General features: G+C 51.9%; 18 protein-coding genes and 1 pseudogene. 11 read left to right on the top strand and 8 right to left on the bottom strand.

The window, feature by feature from the left end; translation table 11 throughout:
- The first annotated feature begins 4 nt into the window (after nt 1-4).
- The 3 genes from INT33_RS13070 to INT33_RS13060 all read left to right on the top strand — a co-directional run bounded on the left by INT33_RS13070 (nt 5) and on the right by INT33_RS13060 (nt 2,180).
- A complete protein-coding gene (locus INT33_RS13070; protein ID WP_193092082.1) occupies nt 5-835 on the top strand; it encodes a PFL_4669 family integrating conjugative element protein in 831 nt (276 codons plus the stop codon).
- A 347-nt stretch (nt 836-1,182) separates the two neighbouring features.
- Nucleotides 1,183-1,677 carry a DUF3158 family protein gene (locus tag INT33_RS13065; protein WP_193092081.1) on the top strand — a complete coding sequence of 165 codons (495 nt, stop codon included), beginning with the start codon at nt 1,183-1,185 and terminating at the stop codon, nt 1,675-1,677.
- A gap of 89 nt (nt 1,678-1,766) precedes the next feature.
- Nucleotides 1,767-2,180: a single-stranded DNA-binding protein gene (locus INT33_RS13060; RefSeq protein WP_193092080.1), complete on the top strand. Its 414-nt coding sequence runs from the start codon at nt 1,767-1,769 to the stop codon at nt 2,178-2,180.
- A gap of 345 nt (nt 2,181-2,525) precedes the next feature.
- Here INT33_RS13060 and INT33_RS21360 read toward each other — a convergent pair whose 3' ends face one another.
- The 3 genes and pseudogenes from INT33_RS21360 to INT33_RS21175 all read right to left on the bottom strand — a co-directional run bounded on the left by INT33_RS21360 (nt 2,526) and on the right by INT33_RS21175 (nt 3,218).
- Nucleotides 2,526-2,903, bottom strand: a complete 378-nt coding sequence (locus tag INT33_RS21360; protein WP_407648093.1) for a winged helix-turn-helix domain-containing protein — start codon at nt 2,901-2,903, stop codon at nt 2,526-2,528.
- Nucleotides 2,889-3,050 (bottom strand): annotated as a pseudogene (locus tag INT33_RS21355) (response regulator); the annotation flags it as partial. The gene INT33_RS21360 and the pseudogene INT33_RS21355, both read right to left, overlap by 15 nt.
- A gap of 12 nt (nt 3,051-3,062) precedes the next feature.
- Nucleotides 3,063-3,218: a response regulator gene (locus tag INT33_RS21175; protein WP_226940185.1), complete on the bottom strand. Its 156-nt coding sequence runs from the start codon at nt 3,216-3,218 to the stop codon at nt 3,063-3,065.
- Between the two features lie 185 nt (nt 3,219-3,403).
- Here INT33_RS21175 and INT33_RS13050 point away from each other — a divergent pair, with 185 nt between their 5' ends.
- Nucleotides 3,404-3,850 (top strand): hypothetical protein, encoded by a 447-nt coding sequence (locus INT33_RS13050; protein WP_226940184.1) that lies wholly within the window; start codon nt 3,404-3,406, stop codon nt 3,848-3,850.
- Nucleotides 3,851-3,853: 3 nt separating this feature from the next.
- Nucleotides 3,854-6,115: an ATP-binding protein gene (locus INT33_RS13045; RefSeq protein ID WP_193092079.1), complete on the top strand. Its 2,262-nt coding sequence runs from the start codon at nt 3,854-3,856 to the stop codon at nt 6,113-6,115.
- 178 nt (nt 6,116-6,293) lie between these two features.
- Here INT33_RS13045 and INT33_RS13040 read toward each other — a convergent pair whose 3' ends face one another.
- The 4 genes from INT33_RS13040 to INT33_RS13025 form a co-directional block, all read right to left on the bottom strand.
- Nucleotides 6,294-7,709 carry a sigma-54-dependent transcriptional regulator gene (locus INT33_RS13040; protein WP_193092078.1) on the bottom strand — a complete coding sequence of 472 codons (1,416 nt, stop codon included), beginning with the start codon at nt 7,707-7,709 and terminating at the stop codon, nt 6,294-6,296.
- 349 nt (nt 7,710-8,058) lie between these two features.
- Nucleotides 8,059-8,565 (bottom strand): hypothetical protein, encoded by a 507-nt coding sequence (locus tag INT33_RS13035; protein WP_193092077.1) that lies wholly within the window; start codon nt 8,563-8,565, stop codon nt 8,059-8,061.
- Nucleotides 8,566-8,627: 62 nt separating this feature from the next.
- Complete coding sequence (locus tag INT33_RS13030; protein ID WP_226940183.1) at nt 8,628-9,308, bottom strand: hypothetical protein; 681 nt, start codon at nt 9,306-9,308, stop codon at nt 8,628-8,630.
- A gap of 81 nt (nt 9,309-9,389) precedes the next feature.
- Complete coding sequence (locus INT33_RS13025) at nt 9,390-10,205, bottom strand: CsgG/HfaB family protein (RefSeq protein WP_193092075.1); 816 nt, start codon at nt 10,203-10,205, stop codon at nt 9,390-9,392.
- A 970-nt stretch (nt 10,206-11,175) separates the two neighbouring features.
- On the opposite strand from INT33_RS13025, the gene INT33_RS13020 reads away from it, so the two are divergent.
- The 4 genes from INT33_RS13020 (at nt 11,176) to INT33_RS13005 (ending at nt 16,125) form a co-directional block, all read left to right on the top strand.
- Entirely contained in the window at nt 11,176-13,188 is a 2,013-nt protein-coding gene (locus INT33_RS13020; protein ID WP_193092074.1) for a DNA topoisomerase III, read from the top strand.
- Between the two features lie 761 nt (nt 13,189-13,949).
- Nucleotides 13,950-14,543, top strand: a complete 594-nt coding sequence (pilL2, locus tag INT33_RS13015; RefSeq protein WP_193092073.1) for a PFGI-1 class ICE element type IV pilus protein PilL2 — start codon at nt 13,950-13,952, stop codon at nt 14,541-14,543.
- 101 nt (nt 14,544-14,644) lie between these two features.
- Nucleotides 14,645-15,358, top strand: coding sequence for a hypothetical protein (locus INT33_RS13010; protein ID WP_193092072.1), 714 nt, complete (start codon nt 14,645-14,647; stop codon nt 15,356-15,358).
- Between the two features lie 20 nt (nt 15,359-15,378).
- Nucleotides 15,379-16,125 carry a TIGR03759 family integrating conjugative element protein gene (locus tag INT33_RS13005; protein ID WP_193092071.1) on the top strand — a complete coding sequence of 249 codons (747 nt, stop codon included), beginning with the start codon at nt 15,379-15,381 and terminating at the stop codon, nt 16,123-16,125.
- A 201-nt stretch (nt 16,126-16,326) separates the two neighbouring features.
- On the opposite strand, the gene INT33_RS13000 is transcribed toward INT33_RS13005, so the two are convergent.
- The gene (locus INT33_RS13000) at nt 16,327-16,899 is read right to left on the bottom strand and encodes a hypothetical protein (RefSeq protein ID WP_193092070.1); all 573 of its coding nucleotides are present in this window, start codon (nt 16,897-16,899) and stop codon (nt 16,327-16,329) included.
- Nucleotides 16,900-16,935: 36 nt separating this feature from the next.
- On the opposite strand from INT33_RS13000, the gene INT33_RS12995 reads away from it, so the two are divergent.
- Both INT33_RS12995 and INT33_RS12990 read left to right on the top strand, forming a co-directional pair.
- Nucleotides 16,936-17,634, top strand: coding sequence for a lysozyme family protein (locus tag INT33_RS12995; protein WP_193092069.1), 699 nt, complete (start codon nt 16,936-16,938; stop codon nt 17,632-17,634).
- A 15-nt stretch (nt 17,635-17,649) separates the two neighbouring features.
- Nucleotides 17,650-18,252, top strand: coding sequence for an integrating conjugative element protein (locus INT33_RS12990; RefSeq protein WP_226940182.1), 603 nt, complete (start codon nt 17,650-17,652; stop codon nt 18,250-18,252).

The raw sequence follows: 18,252 nt of genomic DNA, 5'->3' as shown, positions 1-18,252 counted from the left end.
GGCTATGGCAGTAGACATTAATTCAATGGGAGCACTACGTAGCAAGATTAACTTGAGTCTGCATACGTATCATGCGACCAGGCTGTGGTGGGGACGCGGCGTTGAGTCTGGCAAGCCTCAGATTATTGGGATGCGTCAATTCCTATTTTTAGTGGGTGCCGTCCAGAGGAATGCCACACGCGATGACCCCTATGCTGATCACTGGATGTTACAAATTGATGCCAAGCTTGAAGATGTACGCTCTAGAGTAGATGTACTGTTGGCGGATTCAGAAAAATTGCTCAAGCAAATTCCAGAAGAGCTCACTATCGAAGAAAACGTTAACCAAAAACCATTCATGACGCCTGTCTATACCGGTGGCCAGCAAGGATGGTTAGCCCTACGTTTATTGATCGACTTCGATCGTTTGGCTCGCAATATATTGCTGGCTAGTCATGTCGCCCTGATCTCACGTAATGATGCTTTTGATTTGCTGCGTTCAGCGAACCATGACCTGCGTAGTTTATGTGCGTTTCCTCAGCGCTACCCAGGCTATAGCGGCGTTACTCGTGATGATTTCGCGGCAAATAACGCGAAGGCACGAGAGGCACGAGAGAAGTTTGGCGATTTACCTAAGGATGTGTTGGAGGGCACGCTAAGAAGCCCCTACGCTCCCATGATTCAAAAGTCAGCTTCCGCGGCATCGCCAACGGTGGCAAACGTCTCGGAAAAAAATACACAGATTCCCGAGGCTGATGACCCTAAACAAGGGGAGCCGGATCTGTACGCAGATTTGAACTACGACGATGACCCAAGTGAAGACAAAGACACTGGCACAGCAGATGCAAAGAAATAAGTGTAGGGTGATTTCGCCGAAATAAATTTTAAATAGGAATGAGAGGCCCGCTCAGAGTAGCGAAAGTGATGGTACTACCATCAATTTTAATTAGGAATGTGAGACCCCTCAGAGTAGCGAAAGTGATGGTACTACCATCAATTATAATTAGGAATGAGAGGCCCGCTCAGAGTAGCGAAAGTGATGGTACTACCATCAATTATAATTAGGAACGAGAGGCCCGCTCAGAGTAGCGAAAGTGATGGTACTACCATCAATTTTAATTAGGAATGTGAGACCCCTCAGAGTGCTGGGGGGTGATTCCGCCGGAATCAATTTTAATTAGGCATCTGGTGTGGACATATTAAATGGGTGAAACGATGACTTTTGAACCGGGAAACCTCCCACCTAATAACGTTGACGGCTTCCCACTTAATCCCTACGCAAAGGGCCTTTTAAAACCCTTTTATAAGGGTAAGGGGGGAATGATCCGTTTGAGAGATGAGTTGGTGGCCGAGTCGGATGCTATGGGGCAGGAGGCCGTGAACTTCGAGCAGCGTTATAACCCTTGGCTTAATAGTATCGGTATTGCTGTTAAGCGCCATAAGGATAAGCAGCAGACGGCGACTTACTTGCGTTGGCGAGATCGTGGTTTAAAAAAGATGGGCGACTACTTTTTTGAGCGAGCAATGCTATGGGGTGATCTCTCTGAGCCTTTGCGTCAACAGCTGTATGACATTGAAGTGAAACGTTGCCAATTCAATGGGCGAGCGGGAGCAATCAACCAGGAGTTAAGAAATTTACGCTTAGCAATTGAGCGGCTGGAGCGTGCTGAAAGGCTGTTAAATCGCGAAATAGAATGATGATAACTTGTCATTAATATTTTATGGCGACAGTCGAACGCCTTGACGCGACATTGGTGGCTCACCAATCAACGTAAGGATCTTAAACAATGGGCACGCGATTTTTCGGCGAGGGAAATATTGGGTCTGACCCAGTACTCAAAATGTTCCTAGGCAATGGTAATCAAGCACCACGCGGTGTTCTGAGGCTGAACGTTCGATTTGATAACTTGGTGCCTAGTGACAACGGCATGGTTGATCGAGGTGGTTTTTGGGCGAATGTCGAGATTTGGGGGCGCTACGTTGAGCAGTGGGCTTCGTTATACCAACGCGGTCAACGCGTATTGGTATCTGGACGAATGGTTGAGGATAGCTGGGAGAAAGACGGCGAAACTCAAACAGCATTTAAGGTAATGGCAGATCGGGTTGGTATTCTGCCGTTTCGTGTTAGTCAGGTGATTATGGAGGCAGGGCCAAATCAGGGATCGCCGCCTCCTTCAAACATGGATAGCTCCTTAAGCTGACTGTGCTGGTATATGAGCTTTGGGTAATGTAATTACATTTTGTAACGTCCTTGATTATACATTGTATGCATGTTGATAATTCTGCAACTATCTGTTTGTAAGAAGGAGTTTTTTGGAGTGCTGGTCTACAATGCTACCAAGCAGCAGTTCATAAATGATGTTCGCGTCAATGCCCTAACCGATGCCATCGAGAACTAGGTGACATACAGACTGAACCGCAACTCCCTACACAGTGAGCTGGCCTCGTGGGAGATTTTCCTGCGCTTCATGACAAGTGTGTAATTGGTCGAAGCGTTCCGCGTGATGGCCTCTGTTGAATATTATGCAGTTTAGCCAGACAACGGTTTAGTGCCGGCTTACTTCAAGGCGGTAGCCCTGCTGATAGACGCTCTTGAGTCGATCATTCTGTTGTCCGTCTAGCTTCAGCTTGCGCCGAAGGCCACTGATATGGGTATCTACAGTACGGGTATTAAGGTCACCACTGACACCCCAGATGCGCTCAAGTAAATAGGCGCGCGTGAAGAGTTGCCCGGGGTTCTGGAGAAATATGGCAGCTAGTCGATATTCCCGATCCGTAAGCTCGACTATAACGCCATCAAGGCGGATGTATCCAGCTGCCAGGTCGATCTCGAGGGGGCCGTATTCTAGCAACGTCGTCTTATCGCTGTCGACGTAACCTAGCCGGCGACCCAAAGCTTCGACTCGAGCCCTGAGCTCGGGTATGCGCAGTGGCTTGTTAAGAAAGTCATCTGCTCCTGCTCCGAGGGCTCGTACGACGTTATCTTCAGCGTCGTCGGCGGTAATGAAAAGCACCGCCCCTGGCCATTGATACTCATTGCGCAAGCTCTCAAGTACTTCGAGCCCATCGACCTCTGGTAAACGCTAGTCGAGCACCAGCAGTTCGAAGCTTGTATTTTGCATTGCCCGAAATAGGTCGTGGGCTGTGTTGAAGGGGGTCAAGGTGGCTGACATGTTTTTTAGAGCCGCGGCAATTATGGCCTGCTGGTCCGGGTCGTCTTCAAGAATGGCGATACGCATACAGAGTTACCTGTCTTAGTGCCTCGCAGGAGTAGGTTTGACAAAGTTTTACAAACCTACATCCAAAATTAGCATATACCGAATAGATGAGTCCGCAAATTTTCGGAGGTGCGATAATGAAGACTTTGATGTGCAAGATCCTTATCTTCTTGATCCTGATGGGGGGACTGATGGTGAATCAGGCAATGGCTCTGGACCCTCCTGCTGGCAAGACGATACTGGTGGTAAGTGGTGACATCACCCAGACCAACATGGGTAACGAGGCACATTTCGACATGGCGATGTTGGCCAGTCTTGAGCAAGGCGAAATCGTGACAAAGACTCCCTGGCATGAGGGGGAAGTGTTATTCAGCGGGCCGCTGGGCGTCTCCCTGCTGGCAGAGGTAGGCGCACAAGGGAGCGGTCTGCGCGTCACAGCGCTAAATGATTATGCTGCCGATATTCCAGTCTCTGACTTTGCTGAACATGGGGTTGTGCTGGCGACCCACAAGAATGGCGAGCCGATGAGCATTCGCGAACAGGGGCCTATTTTTATCGCCTATCCGTTCGACGACAAGCCCAACCTACTGACCGAGACCTATCTCACCCGGTCTGTTTGGCAGGTGGCCGTCATTACTGTATACGACAACTAGTCGATGAAGGTGGCCCGCGGTCTCAAGTTATCCGCGGCAGCGGCACTTTTGCTGTTCGCTGCCTGTCTTGTCGTTGGTGTGACCGCTATTCAGCGTTACGATCGATTGCGACATGAAGGGCTTGAGAATGTAACTTGGGCGATCTATCAACTGGATCGACAATCACGAGAAGTCGAAGTGGCGCTAGAGCAGGTGGAAAGCGGGCTGACGTTCGGAGTTTCAGATGCGCATGGTGAGCTTTCTTCCTGGAAACGGCTGATGGAGCGCTTTGATATTCTCTATGGCAGGATAAAGCTACTACAACAAGGACAATATCGGGAATATCTTGCTTCACAACCTGAGCTTCTCGAAGCATTGTGGCAACTTGATACTCGTCTTGAGGATAGCGATTTACTGCTTCAGCCACTCTATCAAGAAACGCTGGCATTGCTGCCTGCTCAGCGCCGGCAATTGTCGCAGCTGATCAGCGCCATGCGCGACGATGCCGAAAGGTTGCTGCTTGACCATAACAAGGCGCTCGCGAGCGTTCGTGAACAAACTAGGCAGGGAATGCTACGTGTTTACGTCCTGCTGTTTGTTTTGATAATACTGATTATGCTGGCAGGGACCTATCTTGTCATGGCATTGTGGCGTGAGGCGCGCTCCCGTGCTCGCCACGGTGAACGTTTGCTGCAGCAGTCTCAGGAGCTTCAACGTGCTGTGCAGCAGGCAGAAGCGGCAAGTCAGGCCAAGTCTGATTTCATGGCAATCATGAGCCACGAGGTTCGCACACCGCTGAACGGGGTGGTAGGCATGCTCGATGTGCTTGAGGATGAGCCCTGTCAGGAAAAGCGTGAGCAGCACTTCGCGACCCTGAGAGAAAGCACCGCTTCGCTGCGCGCGGTAATCAATGATGTACTGGACTACTCGAAGATCGAGGCTGGGCGTCTTGATCTTGATCATTCACCGTTTCCTTTGAAGCGAATGGTCTTACGGCTTACTGAAGGATATCGATCACGACAAACGAAAGACGTGTCTCTCAACGTGCAGTTAAGTGATGACTTGCCTCCCGTGGTGATTGGTGATGCGACCCGCCTGCGGCAAGTGTTGATGAACCTGATGGACAATGCTTTCAAGTTCACCCAGTCGGGCAGCATTACCCTCTCTGTCCTATGGCAAAAGCCGGCATCGATCTTTTTCGAGGTGCGTGATACTGGAGTTGGTATCGACAAGCAGGCACAGGCAGCGCTGTTCGAACCTTTCACTCAAGTAGACACATCTCTCTCACGCCGCCACGAGGGGACAGGCCTTGGCCTAGCAATTTGCTATCGGTTGGTAGAGGCCATGGGTGGAAGCCTAGAATTAAACAGTGTGCGAGGCCTGGGCAGTGCCTTTCGTTTCTATCTTCCTCTGAGCGTCGCTGACGATGTTAGCGAGAGTCTGTTTGACCATCCGTCTGAAGCATTGGCACCGCGACACTTACTGGTGGTGGAAGACAATCCCGTTAATCGAGACCTGGTGGCCGCTTTGCTCAAACGCCTCGGCCAGACTTTTGACCTTGTCGAAGACGGAGAGCAGGGGCTTGCAGCGATGAAGTACAAGGAATATGACCTAGTACTGATGGATATGCAGATGCCTCGCATGGACGGCGTGGAGACGACTCGGCGCTTTCGTGCTGAAGAGGGCGAGAGCCACTTGCCCATCGTCGCCATGACGGCCAACGTCATGCCGGAGCATCGGCAGGCATGTCGTGAGGCGGGAATGGACGATATTCTGAGCAAGCCATTCACTCGATTTGAGCTGGCGAACGTCCTTCGCGCTTACCCACCTCGCCGTCATCAGGCCACACCTGTTGTCGTGCAGCTCGTCGAAGTGCCCGAGCAGGTTGTTGATGTCAGCTCTACCAAACACCCAGAGGATCGGATAAGCGTTGATGTGGGTGAAGGTCTGGATGATGAAATCGTGACCGAACTCGAGCAGAGTCTTGAATATGAAACGTTGAGGGCGCTGCTCGCAGCGTTTTTCTTACGTCTTGAAGAGCGTGTCGAACTGTTGCTAGAGGCTGTTGTTGTCAGTGATCGTGAGCGGATCAAGCGGGAGGCACACTCGCTCAAGGGCGCGGCAGCCTCGATGGGCTGTCGGCAGCTTGCCGCGGAAGCGGCGCGCCTGGAGCAGCTAGCACCAAATGCTGCAATGTCGCACTGTCGCGAGCAAGTTATCCGTATCGAGCGAAGGGGTAATGACGCGCTTTACCAGTGGCGTTTTAGGGGCGGCGGTTTGTTTTGAGCTGCGTAGCGGTAACTACGTGTTAGGTTTCGTGCTATTGCAGTGGACCTCGACGATTTCTCTTCACGTTCGAGCGATGCATGTCAGTATTGAGGAAGCGGGTGCGGGCACATTTCCCCGTTCGTCTGCGGACAGCGTGGAAGTTTTCTAGTGTCTGGGCAACTGTCCTTGACGTTCCTTAAGCAGCACTGCGCCTGCGTCGACGGTGAAGGGTGGACGCCGCTACTCCCAGTTGCCGGGCGGCGCGTTCCACGCAGCCGTCGCAAGCTTCTAGAGTTGCTTCGATGGCCGCGTCTTCTATCTGGCGTAAGGTCATGCGCCCAGGGTTAAAGTGGATACCGACACCGGATGGTGCTTGCGAGGGGGCTAGTATGGACGCAAGGTTCTCATCATCACTCAGCATAAGGTTATCGACTGCTATCGTTTTTCCATCACACAGCAATAGGGCGCGCCTCAGTCGGTTTTCCAGTTCTCTGACATTGCCGGGCCAGTCGTGCTGTTGGATCCAGGTTTTGGCCTCCTCATCCAGTGGATAGGGGCCGGTACGCTCTTCCCTGGCCAGTGACTCTATCAGGTGATCTGCTAACATCAGTGCGTCTCCCTGACGTTCACGCAGGGGTGGCAAAGCAAGACTTAAAACGTTGAGTCGGTAGTAAAGATCCTCGCGAAACGCTCCTTCACGCACAGACTGCGCTAGATCACGGTGGCAGGCGGTGATCACCCGGCAATCAACGTGAACGTCTCTTGTGCTGCCCACGGGTGTAATGGTGTTGGTCTGAAGTGCGCGCAAAAGTTTGGCCTGGAAGGGCAGAGGCATATCGCCGACTTCGTCAAGAAACAGGGTGCCTTGGTCGGCCGCTTCGAAGAAGCCCTTGTGATCCCGAGTGGCACCACTGAAGGCTCCCTTGACGTGACCAAAGAGCATGGATTCAATCAGTGCCTCGGGAAATGCTGCGCAGTTAACGGCCACAAACGGGCCGGCAGATCTTGGGCTGCAGTAGTGCACACTGCGCGCCGCTAGTTCCTTCCCAGTCCCGCTTTCTCCGTGTAGCCACAAGGGAGAATGCGACTGCGCCAAGCGTAAGATAAGTTTACGAAGATGTTGCATTGGGATACTCTGCCCGATTAGCAGGTTTTCTGGGGCATAGTCGGAGCTGGCTTTGCCGCGAGCCACAGCCTGTACCTTGTCCACGAGCTTAGCAGTCCACTGCAGCAGCGCCTGACAGCCGAGCGGCTTGGTCAGACGTATTACCTCGCCGCATCCCCCCTCCTGGGCATTCAGTTGGTCTGCGGACACCATCATGCAGGCAATAGGGTGCTCAAGATCACGGCAAGTGGTCATGACCTCGATGCCAGTCATGTCGGGTAGGTGGTAGTCCAGTACCGCCACGACTGGTCCCTGGTGGCTGATCAGCTTGGCAACGGCTTCACTGCCGCTGTGGCAGACAGCCACGTGATGGTAGCGCGTAGCTAGGATGGTTTTATAGAGGTGGGCGGTATCGGTGTCATCCTCGACCACGACGACTAATACTTCAGTCTCATCTATATCTGCGGGAGAAGTTAGGTAGTGCTCCTGCGCTTTGTCATAAGTCATAGCAATACCCCTTGGCAGGCTCGTAGCCGTTATCAAAGCTTGTACGCGTTGTCATTCGAGGTGCCCTTGGGCGTGTGCGCTGCCAGTTTTTGGTGTACTAACTGTTCAGCGCTTGTCTATCGAGTTGGGTGATAACTATGGCTTCGTTATAAATCCGTGTTCCGGTCACCCGAATTCTTTCTGACTCGTACAAGAGTTAATTATCACTCTAGCCAGGCTCTAAGGAGCTTTCCTTGTTTCATAAGTTGTTTTAACAGTGTTTGACATTTCCTGCCGTTTTCCAGAACTCCTTACGTAGTCATTCCATTGTGATTATCGGTTCTCTCACTATTGCTTGTGAAAGTTTCAGCTATTTTGCTGTTTGTCCGTTGGACAGTACCTCGCTTGAGCCCTCGTCCTCCAGGTTTAGCGTGGTATTGATTTTTGAAAGAGCGTTGGCTTCGGCCTTATTGGTTTGATGGTTTTCGGTCATGATCAGTCCCTCTGCACCATCGCCAAGGGTCATTTCGATCTGTTGCCAGTTGCCCACGGCGATCGATGTAGAATTGTTGTTAATGATGGCACCTGCATTGATGTTACCACTGCCGCCTGACCCCGAGCCGACACTGCCGCTGTTGCGACGCCGCGCCTCCTGCAGGATGAGTGATCCCTGGATGCTGGCTCGCGTGGGGAAGTCATATGGGTAGGGGCCTACGAGCGGATCCCGATCTCTCGCCTCAGCCGGTCCACCGGCAGATAGAAGTGCTGCGCCAAGGGCTACGGCCATCCAACTGGCCCGCAGCCAAGAGGGAAGGACGCCAGTGTCGAGCGGGAAAGTGTCAGTGTTGGGAACAAGTCCATTATCTGTGCGTGTCATGAGAGAACTCCTAGGGCATCCGTGGAGCCCACGGATGCCCGAGCCAGGGTTGAGATGAGGAATCAGAAGTTGCCATCCACTTTGACCGACAGGTTGTTGCCTACGGCGGTGGCGGTAGAGGATACGGCGGCGGTGTCGCCTCCTCCCATACCGTTGATGCCGTTGAACAGCACACCATCGGCAGTGGCGGTACTAGTGACCAGTGCCACCGAAAGCTGCTCATTGTTGGTGATGGCGAATGCGTCGTTGTCGGACAGGGTCGTCAGATCAACGGTCATGTTGTTGCCTACGGCCGTGGCGTCCACGTCGACTGTGGCGTTGAGGATGGCGAGTGCTGAGGCGGTTGCGGTGACGGCACCAGGCAGCGCGGCATCAACCAGTTCACCGGTCAGCGGCGTGCCGACCGAAGCGTCGAGCCCCGCGTATACCTGAGAGTTATCGGTTTGGGTCGACACGTCCGACTCGATCGCGGCGTTGTTACCTACTGCGGTCGCGATGCTTTCTACCGCCGCTAGGTCCTCAAAGGCGTTTCCATCAAGTAGCGGTATGATGGTATTGTCGACGGCGGTGACCAGGCTGGTTGCAGTGATAGTACCCAGTGTGGTCTGATCATTCTCGGTCATATTTAGGCCTTCGGGAGCGACATTAATTTCAGACAACGCTGTGGTATCTACTGTGCTATTGACCGTGGCATCCCACACCCAAGTCACCGAGTCGAAGGCCATGGCTGAGGATGCAGACATCAGGCCGGAGAGGGCGATAGCAGCAGACAGTGCAGTTTTTTGTAGAGTTTTCATGATGGCATTCCTTGTTTTTTGGAAGTTTTAAGCCTCAGGGTAATGCCCGTCTGCCACCTGACACGCTTGGGTGTCGTTGATCGGCAGGCCGAGCCCTTCCGTCAGGATCTGGTATGCAGCCATTTCCACGACGGATCGAACACCGAGCTGGAGAGGTTCGTTCCTCACCGTCCCGGCATCGAATTCAACAAGCTGATTGTCAAAGAAGCGATAGACGCCCGCTTCCACCTGGTTGCCGACAATCTGCTTTTGCAAACTGGTTACGAAAATGGTCTGAAAAGTAGTAGCGTCCACCACCCGAAGATCTAAGCCCACGTTAATGACTGCTTCTCGGTTGCTCGCGCCGATCATTCCCACATAAAGGCGTGCCCCCTGAGTTAGGATGTTGTAATTGAGCTCGGTAAGTGCGCCGAGAATAACGAAGTTTACGGGCTGTACGTTGAGTGCTACGGGTGCCCGCTGCATGGCCCCAGCTTCCATGAGTTGACGCTCGGCTAGCGGAATACGGATGTCGAGCCGCTCGGCCAGGCGGACCTTACGCGTCTTGTAGAGGGCACTAATCAGCATTTCTGACACGCCCTGTGTCAAGGTGCGGCTCTCAGTGATGGTCGAGTAGCTGACTTGGCCAGTCCGATCGAGGATCTGCCCGACGCTGACCACTGGCAGGTTTTCACCGGATTGCTGGCTGAGGGCGCTCAAACAGCGAGTGTAAGGCGTGTGGTTGGTCATCACCCGCGACCCTTCTCGGGGTGCCACTGGGTCGGTACCGATGGTGGCGCAGCCTCCCAGGATTGCAGTGAGTGTTAAGGCAGTGGTGATTTTGTGGGGCAGCGAGACCTTCATCTTGGTATCCTCCTGTTCTTGACTTGACTATTGCTCAATTCGTGCCAGGAAGATGTATTCTCTATTTATTTCAAATGTTTGCGTAAGTAAATCGCAGCGAGACGGTAGCTTGAGTTAGCCGAGTTAGGCCAAGTGAAGCGTTTTGCTCGATAGACATCGTGGCGAATTGCCAGACTCTAGCGTTTTGCATTAGGGAACGCATATAAAGCCTAATCCGAAGATAGCCTTCGGAAGTGCGCTGGATGCTAAGGTGCTGTACCGTGAAGTGGACTGGCGCGTGGTTGAAAGTGGTTTTATTATCAGTTATTTCGGTACACTAGTGGTACAGAGGATAGTTTTTGGTGCTACTTTCAATCTTCGCTATGCTACTGATTGTATAGAACAGTACCTTTTGTTCGGTTACAGTCTTTTTCCCTTTTTATTTCAATAATTTATTGTTTTAAAAGTCAGTGAATAATACAAGGGCTTAGTTTTTACTCCCTAGGTAATCTGCAAACAGGACTGCGTTTAATCGTCACATTCACTACTCCAACCGCTACCCTGGCGTATCTAGTTACTAACATCGAAAAATTCAGAAATGCGTTCAGCGACAGAGCAAAAAAGAAGTGGAACGCTATATGGCCAATAAGGAAAAGACCGGGTCGCAGGTTAACACCACGGAAAACTTACTGGTGCAGTATGGACTCGTTACCGAAACCGACGTTGAACATCGTCGTGCCGAAGTGGAATGTCGAGCCACTACGTTAAGTTGCACCTCATAGAATCGTTAATTCAGATAACCATTTTATCCATCTCGACTCCTTCGGTCAGGCCAAGTTATTTTGCTTGCTGTTGTCTCTTTTTCATCAACTTAATATTTTGATCTCTATGGCAGGGTGTCCAAAATCACTCAATCCTGTATTACGGATTCTTCTTCATCACCGTGCCTCGTTCCTTAATCCTGTCTCCTATCATTTGATAGGAGATAAACATGCGACTTTTTCTATGTGAAAAACCATCTCAAGCGAGGGATATTGCGGGTGTCTTGGGGGCAAACCAGAAAGGCGATGGTTGTCTGAGAGGTGCTGGAGCTATCGTCACTTGGGCTTTTGGTCATTTGCTGGAGCAAGCTACGCCAGAAGCATACGATCCTGCTTATAAACGATGGGCGCTTGAGGTACTTCCTATTGTGCCGATTGATTGGAAGTTTGAAATCAAGACGAGTGCCAGGAAGCAATTCAATGTGATCCGAAAGCTACTCAAAGAAGCATCATCCGTGGTGATAGCCACCGATGCCGAGCGAGAAGGTGAGCTCATCGCCCGTGAAATACTGGATTATTGTGGCTATCGAGGGCAGGTGACACGCCTTTGGGTATCGGCCATGAACGAGCCATCAATCCGTAAAGCTCTAGCTGATATTCGACCAGGTGAATCAACCTTACGGCTCTACCAGGCTGCGCTTGGCCGCAGTCGTGCTGACTGGTTGGTCGGTATGAATATGACGCGCGCTTTTACAGTACAGGCACAGCAGCAAGGCTATGATGGTGTGCTGTCGGTCGGGCGTGTGCAAACTCCTACGCTGCGTTTAGTAGTAGATCGTGATCGTGAGATTGCGAACTTTGTGCCAAAGCCATTTTGGGAGGTCGTGGCTAAGTTTAACGCTGAGGGTGGTGTGTTCAGTGCCAAGTGGAAACCACAAGATGACTCCCTACTAGATGATGCAGGTCGCTGTATCAATGAGCAGGCCGCACGGTCACTGGTCCAGCGGGCACTGAATGGCCAAGGGCGTATTGTTCACCTCGAAACAGCCCGAAAGAAAGAAGCCCCGCCGTTGGTGTTTGACATGGCGACATTGCAGCAGGAAGGGTCGCGGCGTTATGGCTATGGTGCCCAACAGGTGCTGGATATTGCCCAAGCGTTGTATGAGACCCATAAAGCGACAACGTACCCTCGGACGGATTGCCGTTACTTACCGGAGTCGATGCTGGACGAAGCGGAAGTGGTCGTGACGGCGCTACTGCAATCGGATCCGTCGCTTCAGTCGCTTCGCAACCGATTGGAACTGACGCGTCGGAGTCGCGTTTGGAACGACAGTAAAATTACCGCGCACCACGGCATCATTCCTACGACGTCGCCTTGCAATTTATCGCGTATGAGCGAGCCGGAGCGAAATCTCTACGATTTGGTTCGGCTGCACTATCTCGCCCAGTTTATGCCTCAACATGAGTATGATCAGACAGATGTAGTCGTAAAGCTTGAGGGAGAGAACTTTGTAGCGACGGGGAGACAGGTAAAAGTGGATGGATGGCGTGAGCTTTTTCAGGGTGCGGCTAGAGAGGACGATGAGGAGAATCAAGAGGGAAGTAGTCAGGCGTTACCAGTGCTGTCACGAGGTGAGATTTGTCCTGTCCGCACTCTTGATACGCTGACCAAGCAGACAACGCCACCCAAGCCGTTCACGGAAGGCACGCTAATTGCCGCAATGAAGAATATTGCTCGTTTTGAGCCAAACGAGATGCTGAAGGCTCAGCTCAAGGCGACAGCAGGTATTGGGACGGAAGCGACACGTGCCGGGATTATTGAAACACTTATCAAACGTGGTTTTTTAAAACGCCAAAAACGTGCATTGCGATCAACGCCAACTGGCCAGCAACTGATTGGGGCGTTGCCGGAGCTATTGACCGCTCCTGGCATGACCGCACTTTGGGAGCAATCGCTGGATGAAGTTGAAGCCGGACGTTTGAGCCTACAGGCGTTTATGCAACGTCAAGAGGCCTTGATTACGAAACTGGTTCAACATGCGTCTGGCGTGACGATGGCGCTACCGCAACAGCCATCCAAGAAATGCCCGTTGTGTGGATCTCCCATGCGGAAGCGTAAGGGGGGGAATGGGGTCTTCTTGGGATGTAGCCGCCACCCCGAATGCAATGGAACCATCAATATTGAGTGTAATAGCAAACGGGGTACTGATAAACGTCAGACAGCAACAAAACGTTCGACTTAATATTCTCGTGATTTGTGGCTCACATCGTAAAAATGCTCACTTAAACGGCGGGTGAAATGTTGACCAATGTGACTGGGGTGCCATAATAGCGGCGAACCCCGTTGGTTACTGTCGGTCATCAGTAACGCCCTTTGAGTGTTTTGACGCTCACTGTCCCGAAGTCTCCCAAACCACATGCAAGGAGACGTCCTCACGATCGCGCAACCGTGATCACTTGTTAGCACTTGGGGGATTTGTGGTTCATTTTTCTTAGGCTAACCTGGTGCGTTGGCCATTCCATATCTTTTCAGTCCGGCCAGCAAGCAGTCTTATGGGGTGCTCGCTGGCCGGACTGACCGTGTTTACATTAGCGGTACCCGCCGCTTAACCAATGGGTGCCGTTTGTGCGGGGAGAAGCCGCGCAATATCGCTTAGTGCGGTATGCCGATCACGTCGCCACCATAGGATCGGATGTTTGTTATTAAATGTATGGTAAATGAGGGTCATACACGCAATAGTCAGCATTGTGGCAACTTATGGTAATCACCTATCTCATCCGGCGGTAGGTGCTGAGCTTTCCTTGATAATATATCGATCTATACATAATCCAGGCTGAGACGCTCTTATCAAGCGTCTCGGTTAATGGTTCTAACCTCTAGTTAACATTCCTTATCGACCACTCTATTTGCTAGCGGCATCGTAAGCCAGATTCTGTCTGTTTTCACGAGGCTAACGCGATGCATTTCCCCCTTCGTTTATTTTCAGGTTGCATGGCTGCTCTCATGCTATCTGGTTGCGCTTCTCATCAGCACACTATTATGGAAGAGGACACGTCAGTTGACGCCGCTGCCTCGCTGGCCATTACTCCCCAAAAAAACACTGAGTTTGTTCGCCGTGAGCATCAGGTAATTACCGGCCCCAATCCCCCAAAAACGGATGTGGTTGATCCAGATGTCTACCAGGAAGAACTGATCCCCGTCGAAGTGCTGCGTACAGGTCGGTACCAGCTAGTAACCACTCGTGCCCCGATAGGCCAGCGATACCTACTAGAACAGACTATTCATGTCCACATACCACCAAGTGTTGTGACAACGGTTGGCGATGGAATTCGGTACACCCTCAATAATACGGGAATCTCACTTTGCGCTGGCCACGAGAATAACCAGCGCTTGTTATTCAATAGTCCTCTGCCAGCAACACACTATCAGTTAGGTCCAATGTCACTGCGTGAAGCGCTGCAAGTACTTGCTGGCGAGGCATGGGAGTTGGAAATCGATCCGGTGCGACGCGAAGTCTGCTACCAACAGCGTGACATTCGAACCGTTGAAACCTGGGGCTTGGTCAATAACGCTGCAGGTGAGAGGGGAGATCAATGAGCAGTACTAACGATGAGTCTCCAAATACGATAGTTGCTGATCCTGAAGATAGTCATGCGTCGCCTAAGCGTTCTCATAACAACGGTAAATCGAGTTCAAAGATGCCGCTATCCGTCAAAGTGGTGGTAGGCGGTGTCGTTCTCGTGGGGGGATTTCTCATTCTTGTTGCACTGACTGGTTGGGGAGATAACCGTGGTGAGGATGAACTCAAAAATTTGAGCAGGGACTTGGCTGGTACGCGGGCAGACCTTCTACTCGTAGAGGAGCGTCTGGCAGAGGTTGAAGGCTATGGAAATCGTCTCCAGCGCTTGGATGAGGGGGACAAATTAGTTCGTGAGAACCTGGAAAACCTGAACGGTTTTGTAGATCGCTTGGATACGCTGGAGCAGCGAATCACTCTGTTTTCCTCTCAGATGGAAGTGCGCATGTCAGCATTCTCAGAGCGGTTGGATAACGAGCTTGAAGAGGCGGAAGCTGCGGTTGATGCAGCCGAGCAGCAAGCTCAATTGGCTCGCGACGAAGCACGGAGGGCAGCATCCGCTCAGGCAGAGGCAGAACGGTTGGCGGCTCGGTCAACCTCACAAGCACCAACAAGGTCTGCATCTCCGCCACGACCGCCATTCAGTATTTCTGGTGTGGAATACAGGGGAGGACGGAAATTTTTAAGCATTGCGGTAGGGCCGGTGAGTTCACTCTCTGAAGTGAAAATGTTGGGTGAGCGCGAAACAGAGGGTGAGTGGCAACTGGTAAGTATCGGAAGTGCGTCTGCTGAATTTTATCACCGTGGTCGCAGTGTGTCGGTACCACTGCCGTGAAGCGTTGGAGGAACCATTTTATGAAGCCTGACTTAATGCGAGTGTTGAGGCTGCCCCTCACGGTGACCATGTTCTCGATAGTGGGAATGGGCATAGTGCAAGCTAAGTCGTCCTCGGCACTGCAGGAACTTTCAGTGAATGAGACTGCAGTGAATAATTCGCTTCGCGCTGACGCTAAGGCGTGGGGACTCAATGAACAAGAACTGGATCGTTACGAGCAACTGATGGACGGTGCTCGTGGAATTTGGTCGCCAAACCTTGATCCAGTAACGGCGTTGGGAATCGAGGCCGAAACTGAACAGGAGCGTCAACGCTATGCCGAGCTGCTCGTAGAGATCGAGAAAGCGAGGGTGGAGCGTGAGCTGGCCTTCCAACGTGCGTATGACGAGGCGTGGGCACGACTGTATCCCAATGACATGCCGATCAATCCGTTCCTAGTAAATGAGGATGGACAGGGAAGCGTTTCTTTCTTTCCTGAGAGCGGGGCTTCTGCGACGAATCAAGTCTCGCGGCTAAGTGTTCATGTGGCTGCAGAGGGCTGCGTTAGCTGTGAGGAAACAATTGGCCAGCTACTAGACAGCGGAGTCCCGATGGATATTTTCGTTATTGATACTGATGGTAATGACAACCTAATCCGCTCATGGGCACGTGAGCAATCTATTCCTGTTAGTCGTGTGCAGTCGAGTGAGATCACGTTGAATCATGGGCAGGTGAAACCTGCCCTAGGAGTGACGCTGGACAGTGTTCCTCAAGTATTTATTCAGTAGTGAGGTGATAGCTGATGGGAAATTCTCGATTGAAAATCACCTCGCTCTATATCGGCGACCGATGCTCCGAATCATCGACTGAGCATTTTCTGTATTTGGATCAACGGTTCGAGACCTTCTATCTCGCGCTGTATGGGTGGCCTTCTCAGGAGATCATCGGCTACGCCGAGTATCAGTTTGTGTGCTGCGAGGAGGGAAAATCTATATCCCCCATGCTGCACGCACTGACGAAATTGCTGCCGGCAAATGCTCAATGCCCCGGCCCAATAATTCCGTTGACAGCTGTTTTATACCGTTCGCAGGAAGTCCTGCTATCGCTTCAAGCATCTTCTTCTTCACTTCTTGGGGTAAAGCTTTCGACTCTTCCGTCCGAGTCAGAAGAAGCGAACGGAGGGTCTCCTCATGAAATTTGACGGTTACCACTCCCAGGATTGCACTGAGTCCGCCGTCGTCGCTAAGGAAGTCCATACCTCGGGCTGTGATTCGTGCCTGCCCATATCTAATCACTGGCATGTTATGAAAGGGGCGTTGTGTTTCCACATCAATCAGGCCGTGCTCCTTGAGGTAGTAAAGCAGCCAATGATCTTGCTCTTCAGCGAGGTCGTAGGGACTCACATCCAACGGATAGTGTTCAGCCAGATAGCGCAAAATTTTCAGTTGTTTTTCTCGCGGCATGTTCATCGGCTTGGCTCCACTGATGATGTTCTTAATAGGAAGATTGGTATATCCAGCCTGTTGCTCTTCGGGTTGGTATGGTTGTGGAGTCCGGTTCATGCAGACTCGGGGCTAGATATTCCCGAGGCGTATCACGTGGCGTCTGGAATACACGGTGTTCCGCCTGAAATTCTCTATGCTGTGGCACTCAACGAATCGAAGGTTTCACTGGAACAAGGAGTTCGTCCCTGGCCGTGGACGTTGAATATCGCGGGGAAAGGGTACCATTTTGAAACACGTGATGAGGCATGTGACGTTCTGTTCCGCTCAGTATTCGATACCCAGGTGATCGATGTAGGCATCGCCCAGTTGAATATACGGTGGCAGCCGCAACTGTTCGGTGCTGGCAATCGTTTTGTGGATTACTGCGATGCACTGGATCCGTATGCAAACCTGGAAGAGGCCGCCAGGCTATTACGACAACACTATGATGCCAGCGGTGATTGGCTGATAGCGGCAGGTCGTTATCATCGTCCGGCGGGTGGTGAACCGGCTGCCCGGTATCGGCGAGCTATCGCCGCTAATCTAGCGGAACTGGAGGTGAGTAACTCGACGCCTCATCGTACAGCTGGCCGCTCTAATGTGCAGTTTTCCTCTGCTGAAGAGATTGATATCCCCTCAGTGGCAGCGTCTCATTATGACGCAACCCCTCAATACTCAATTGCTCCTGCATCAGAGCAATACCAGCCGATTGTCATTGATCATTCACTTAACTGGGTGACTCCATCGGAGCCAGACCCTGTGTCATGGATTGATCCGCATTTGCGTTGGGACCGGCTGGTAGCGGCTCAATAACCAAGGAAAATCTATATGAAACGAGTAGCGTTTATGCGATTGGCACTCTCATTCGTAGGTGCGCTAGCCACGGTAGTGGTTTGCTCACCGGCAATGGCGCAGCCCGCAATGATGGCAAGTCAATCATCTGAGGTGGGTGATGTGGCCGCTGACTTAATGCCGGAATTGACGGTGGTGGCTGATCATGGGGGTGAGCCAGCTAGGCCATATTTTGTTGCCATTGGCATGGCAGGTGTACCTGAGTCGGAAGGATATGTTTCAGAGCCTCAGGCGCCGTTTTCCATGAGTGAACAAGACATGGTGCCTGTGATTAGTTCGTTACTGACGCCGGGACGGGTTGAGTCGCGAGCGTTAGAGCTGCCGCCTGGAACAACCCCCTTCTTTTTAGTTGGGGATGATGCGCTCTCTCTTTCTTGGCTAGAACAGCGAGGTGACATTTTGCGCTCAATGTATGCGGTAGGGTTGGTCGTAAATGTCGATGATTTACAAGGGCTTGAGCGATTGAGACGTGCTGCAGTGGGGCTGGAGCTTAGGCCCGTATCTGGGGATGACTTGGCAGGGCGAGTTGGGATTTCTCACTATCCCGTTCTCATTACCGCGTCACGTCTTGAGCAATAA

This window comes from Halomonas colorata, from assembly GCF_014897985.1.
Taxonomy (GTDB): domain Bacteria; phylum Pseudomonadota; class Gammaproteobacteria; order Pseudomonadales; family Halomonadaceae; genus Vreelandella; species Vreelandella colorata.
The sequence above is the reverse complement of the archived record's forward strand: the minus strand, read 5'-3'. Positions and strand labels throughout refer to the sequence as shown.

Excerpts from the sequence above, each read along its gene's own strand:
- INT33_RS21175 (WP_226940185.1), bottom strand. The coding sequence starts at position 3,218 with ATGCGTATCGCCATTCTTGAAGACGACCCGGACCAGCAGGCCATAATT.
- INT33_RS13060 (WP_193092080.1), top strand. The coding sequence starts at position 1,767 with ATGGGCACGCGATTTTTCGGCGAGGGAAATATTGGGTCTGACCCAGTA.
- INT33_RS13070 (WP_193092082.1), top strand. The coding sequence starts at position 5 with ATGGCAGTAGACATTAATTCAATGGGAGCACTACGTAGCAAGATTAAC.
- INT33_RS13030 (WP_226940183.1), bottom strand. The coding sequence starts at position 9,308 with ATGTCTGCATCCTCAGCCATGGCCTTCGACTCGGTGACTTGGGTGTGG.
- INT33_RS13050 (WP_226940184.1), top strand. The coding sequence starts at position 3,404 with ATGGCTCTGGACCCTCCTGCTGGCAAGACGATACTGGTGGTAAGTGGT.
- INT33_RS13045 (WP_193092079.1), top strand. The coding sequence starts at position 3,854 with ATGAAGGTGGCCCGCGGTCTCAAGTTATCCGCGGCAGCGGCACTTTTG.
- INT33_RS13040 (WP_193092078.1), bottom strand. The coding sequence starts at position 7,709 with ATGACTTATGACAAAGCGCAGGAGCACTACCTAACTTCTCCCGCAGAT.
- INT33_RS13005 (WP_193092071.1), top strand. The coding sequence starts at position 15,379 with ATGAAGCCTGACTTAATGCGAGTGTTGAGGCTGCCCCTCACGGTGACC.
- INT33_RS13020 (WP_193092074.1), top strand. The coding sequence starts at position 11,176 with ATGCGACTTTTTCTATGTGAAAAACCATCTCAAGCGAGGGATATTGCG.
- INT33_RS13035 (WP_193092077.1), bottom strand. The coding sequence starts at position 8,565 with ATGACACGCACAGATAATGGACTTGTTCCCAACACTGACACTTTCCCG.
- INT33_RS13000 (WP_193092070.1), bottom strand. The coding sequence starts at position 16,899 with ATGAACCGGACTCCACAACCATACCAACCCGAAGAGCAACAGGCTGGA.
- pilL2 (WP_193092073.1), top strand. The coding sequence starts at position 13,950 with ATGCTATCTGGTTGCGCTTCTCATCAGCACACTATTATGGAAGAGGAC.
- INT33_RS13010 (WP_193092072.1), top strand. The coding sequence starts at position 14,645 with ATGCCGCTATCCGTCAAAGTGGTGGTAGGCGGTGTCGTTCTCGTGGGG.
- INT33_RS12990 (WP_226940182.1), top strand. The coding sequence starts at position 17,650 with ATGAAACGAGTAGCGTTTATGCGATTGGCACTCTCATTCGTAGGTGCG.
- INT33_RS13025 (WP_193092075.1), bottom strand. The coding sequence starts at position 10,205 with ATGAAGGTCTCGCTGCCCCACAAAATCACCACTGCCTTAACACTCACT.
- INT33_RS13065 (WP_193092081.1), top strand. The coding sequence starts at position 1,183 with ATGGGTGAAACGATGACTTTTGAACCGGGAAACCTCCCACCTAATAAC.